Raw genomic sequence first — 3,612 nt, 5'->3', positions numbered from 1 at the left:
CCTGCATGCACCCTGGTACATCATTGAAGGCAATGATAAAAAATGGGCGCGGGTAAGGGCACTGCAGATCCTGTGTGAACGGTTGGAAAAAGCGCTTTGATGGTTAATCCCTGAGCCCTGCAGCAGCAGATTATGCTGCTGCAGTTGTTAATGAGGGATTGGATTTGCGATACAACAAATGATGCCGTAATGGATGCCCTTGGGGTAACGCTGGGTGTTCAAAGGCTCCATCAGGCTGCATATCCAGACGTTGCATCACGGCGACCGAACGCTGGTTTTCTGCTGCTGTAAAAGACACTAACTCTTCAAACTGGAGTTGTTCAAAGCCCGCTTGCATTGCTGCTGTTGCGGCCTCAGTGGCATAACCCTGTCCCCAGAAAGACCGGGCAAAACGCCAGCCGATTTCTACACAGGGCACAAAGGGCAGTGGATCAACCGGTGTATGCAGGCCAAAAAAGCCGATGAACTCACCACTGGATTTTAACTCCACCGCCCAGAAACCCCAACCAAACATTCCAATCAGTTGCTGGCACAGCTGTGCCACTGCATCACTCTGCTCTGTTGTCAGGGGGGCAGGAAAATAACGCATCACCTCTGGATCAGCATTCAAGGCGGCAAAGGCTGGGTAGTCTTCTGGTTGCCACTGGCGCAGCAGTAGGCGTGGTGTTTCAGGCTGAAGTAGATGGCTCATGGTTAAGGTTTCCATATCAGGCTGATTGCAGTAATTGTTTAAGGTTTTCCAGCGCTTGATAACGCCTGCCTCTGCAGGGATGGGTAAAACTCAGGCGTAAAGCTTGTCCAAACTGACCGCTGGCAGAAAACAAGGGGCCGGGGGTAATGACCAGACCGGCTTGTAACGCCTGTTGATACAACTTTAAGGTATTCAGTGGTTGTTGCCATTCTGCCCAGAGACACAAGCCACCTTGGGGTCTGCTGAAGTGAAGCTTATCCGGCCAGAGTTGTTGCAGTGCACTCATCAGTTGTTCACTGTGTTGTTGCAAGGCTGCACAGCGCTGGCGTAGGTGTCGATCATAATGACCATCTTCCAGATAAGCGGCCAGCCCTTGTTGTACAAAGCGGCTGCTGGCGAGCTGAGTTACCAGTTTGAGCTGAACCACTCTGGATTGCCAGCGACCGGCATGAATCCAGCCTAGCCGCAGGTCTCTTGACAGAGACTTGGAGAAAGAACCACAAAGAATGACACGCCCCTGCTGATCCAGCGCTTTCAGGGGTGTCCGTCGTTCATAAAACGCAAGATCGCGGTAAATATCATCTTCAATCAGTGTGAAATCCAATGTCTCGGCCAGTGTCAGCAGTTTTTTCTGCCGTTCAACTGGCATGGCCGCCCCAGTGGGTGTTGCAAAGGATGGGGTGATCACACAGGCACGAATTGGCCATTGTTGTGCGGCACTTTCCAGCCAGTCCAGATCCATGCCTGTGACCGGAGAAGCCGGAATCTCCAGTACCTGCAGCTCCAGTTGTTCCAGTAATTGCAGTACCCCATAAAAACCAGGTGATTCCACCGCCACCAGATCACCCTTGTTACAACAGGCCCTGAGTGCCAGAAACAAGGCATGCTGACAACCAGAGGTGATACAGAAATCATCCGCCGAGAGTGAACAGCCATCTTTTTGATACCTCAGTGCCAGTTGCTGACGCAGTGGCCAATAACCAGCAGGTTCATCATAGTGTTGATGTGTGGCACCTTGCAGCTGGCGCAGGGCACGACCGATGGAGCGATTTAATATTTCAATACCGGGGGTTGATTGTTCCTGATGCTGAGAGTCCCGTGGTAATAAATCAAAGGCTGCACCACGCTGCATGATGTCTGAAAACAAGTCACTGACATTAACCGGTGCAGGAAAAGGTGGGGTGACCTGTTGCAAGGGCTGGGCAGTCGAGGGTGTTACGGATGGATGACTGACAAAATAACCGGAGCGGGGTCTGGCTTCGATTTTTCCACTGGCTTCCAGCCGCTGAAAAGCATGAAGCACGGTGGCCTTGGAAAGATTTTTTTCATGGCAAAGCTGGCGAACCGAAGGTAAACGATCACCCGGCACCCAGCGTTGATTGCTGAGTTCCTGCAATAACCAGTGTTCCAGTTGTGAGTAGGCGTATTCTGCTGGCATGGCTGTTTTCCCTTGATCCATCTGTACCTATTATTATTTATTTTTTTGTGCCTGTCCTTGAGTTTTGTTGAAGCTTAACCTGCCGCAAACTTACTGCAGCAGGTGCATAAAATGACATCCCAAACATCAAAAATTCATGTGCGGCTGACGGAAGGCCGCTTTCAGAATCTACGTCGATTGATCAGTTGGCCATTATTACTGGCATTTTTTGGCCTGGTATGGGTACAGGTCGATGGTCAACCCTGGTTGTTGTTTGATTTTACCCAACGACGCATTGTGGTGTTTGGCAGTTATTTTTCCTGGCAAGATCTGCATATCATGACCGGAATGATGATTGCTGGTGCCGCGTTGTTATTTACCCTGGCAATGGCCTGGGGGCGGGTCTGGTGTGGTTTTGCCTGTCCACAGAGCATCTGGACCTGGCTTTTTCTGCGTATTGAACACTGGGTGGAAGGGCGTGCCGGTGTGCGTGCTAGGAGTGATCATTTACCTCTGAAAGGCCAGCGCTTGTTGCGGCGGATCATCAAACACGGATTATGGCTGTTACTGGCACTGGTAACTGGCCTGACCTTCACCGGGTATTTTGTACCAATTCGGGAAATGGTGATGCAACTGGTGACTATGGAGGCGTCGCTGCCCCTGCTGACCTGGTTGCTTTGTATGACTCTGCTCACTTACCTGAATGCTGGGCTGGTGCGTGAACAGATCTGTTTACATGCTTGTCCTTATTCGCGTTTTCAGGGTGTGATGATGGATGATGCTACCCGCAAAGTCAGTTATGACCGTTTGCGTGGTGAACCCCGTCGTAGCAGTGAAAATCCGAATCCAGCGGCGGCGGCCTGTATTGATTGCACCCTGTGTGTGCAGGTTTGCCCGACCGGCATTGATATTCGTGATGGTATGCAGGCTGCCTGTATTGATTGTGGTGCTTGTATTGATGCCTGTGATCAGGTGATGAACAAAACTGCCCAGCCAACCGGGCTGATCCGTTTTGCCTCGGAAAAAGCCCTGCGCGGTGAAGCCAGTCGACTCTGGCGATCAAAACTGGTGGGTTATCTGTTGATTACTCTGGTGGCACTGTTTGCCACAGGTTATGGTTTTGTCAGCAAAAAAGAGCTGACCGCTGAAATCCGCAGGGAGCGTGGAGAATTGTTCCGCTGGTTATCCGATGGACAGCTCTGCAATTTTTACCACATCAAGGTGGAAGGTTTTGATCCAACCCTGACTCAGGTGCAAGTCACACTGTTGAACCAGCCAGAGTTGCAACTTTACGGCCCAGAATACCTGCCGCTGGATAATCGGGGTGACTGGGTGGCGTATCGGATCTGCACTGCCAGTCCGCAGGTCAGCACCCTGCCTTTGCTGGTACAATTCACAGCAAATAAGACTGTGCTGGTTAAAAAAAGCAGTTTTATAACCCGGACAATATCAGGTTAACTGGATTAAAGGTGGATTATGTGGGGTTTGTTGCTTTTGGTGTTGT

Annotated in this window: 4 protein-coding genes; 2 read left to right on the top strand and 2 right to left on the bottom strand. The window is 50.9% G+C overall.

Features of this window, described 5'->3' with window-relative positions; translation table 11 throughout:
• Position 1 precedes the first annotated feature (1 nt).
• Positions 2-100: a hypothetical protein gene (locus IBX50_RS20790; RefSeq protein ID WP_366930752.1), complete on the top strand. Its 99-nt coding sequence runs from the start codon at positions 2-4 to the stop codon at positions 98-100.
• A gap of 30 nt (positions 101-130) precedes the next feature.
• Here the strand turns inward: IBX50_RS20790 and IBX50_RS18385 are convergent, their stop codons facing one another.
• Positions 131-691, bottom strand: a complete 561-nt coding sequence (locus IBX50_RS18385; protein ID WP_292257855.1) for a GNAT family N-acetyltransferase — start codon at positions 689-691, stop codon at positions 131-133.
• Between the two features lie 16 nt (positions 692-707).
• On the bottom strand, positions 708-2,129 hold the full coding sequence (locus IBX50_RS18380) for a PLP-dependent aminotransferase family protein (RefSeq protein WP_292257854.1): 1,422 nt from the start codon (positions 2,127-2,129) through the stop codon (positions 708-710).
• Positions 2,130-2,240: 111 nt separating this feature from the next.
• Between IBX50_RS18380 and ccoG the strand changes: the two genes are divergently transcribed.
• On the top strand, positions 2,241-3,566 hold the full coding sequence (gene ccoG / locus IBX50_RS18375) for a cytochrome c oxidase accessory protein CcoG (RefSeq protein ID WP_292257853.1): 1,326 nt from the start codon (positions 2,241-2,243) through the stop codon (positions 3,564-3,566).
• Positions 3,567-3,612: the final 46 nt, after the last annotated feature.

It is taken from the genome of Marinospirillum sp. (assembly GCF_014859565.1).
The sequence above is the reverse complement of the archived record's forward strand: the minus strand, read 5'-3'. Positions and strand labels throughout refer to the sequence as shown.

Coding starts and splice junctions, on each gene's coding strand:
- IBX50_RS18385 (WP_292257855.1), bottom strand. CDS start 691: ATGAGCCATCTACTTCAGCCTGAAACACCACGCCTACTGCTGCGCCAG.
- IBX50_RS18380 (WP_292257854.1), bottom strand. CDS start 2,129: ATGCCAGCAGAATACGCCTACTCACAACTGGAACACTGGTTATTGCAG.
- ccoG (WP_292257853.1), top strand. CDS start 2,241: ATGACATCCCAAACATCAAAAATTCATGTGCGGCTGACGGAAGGCCGC.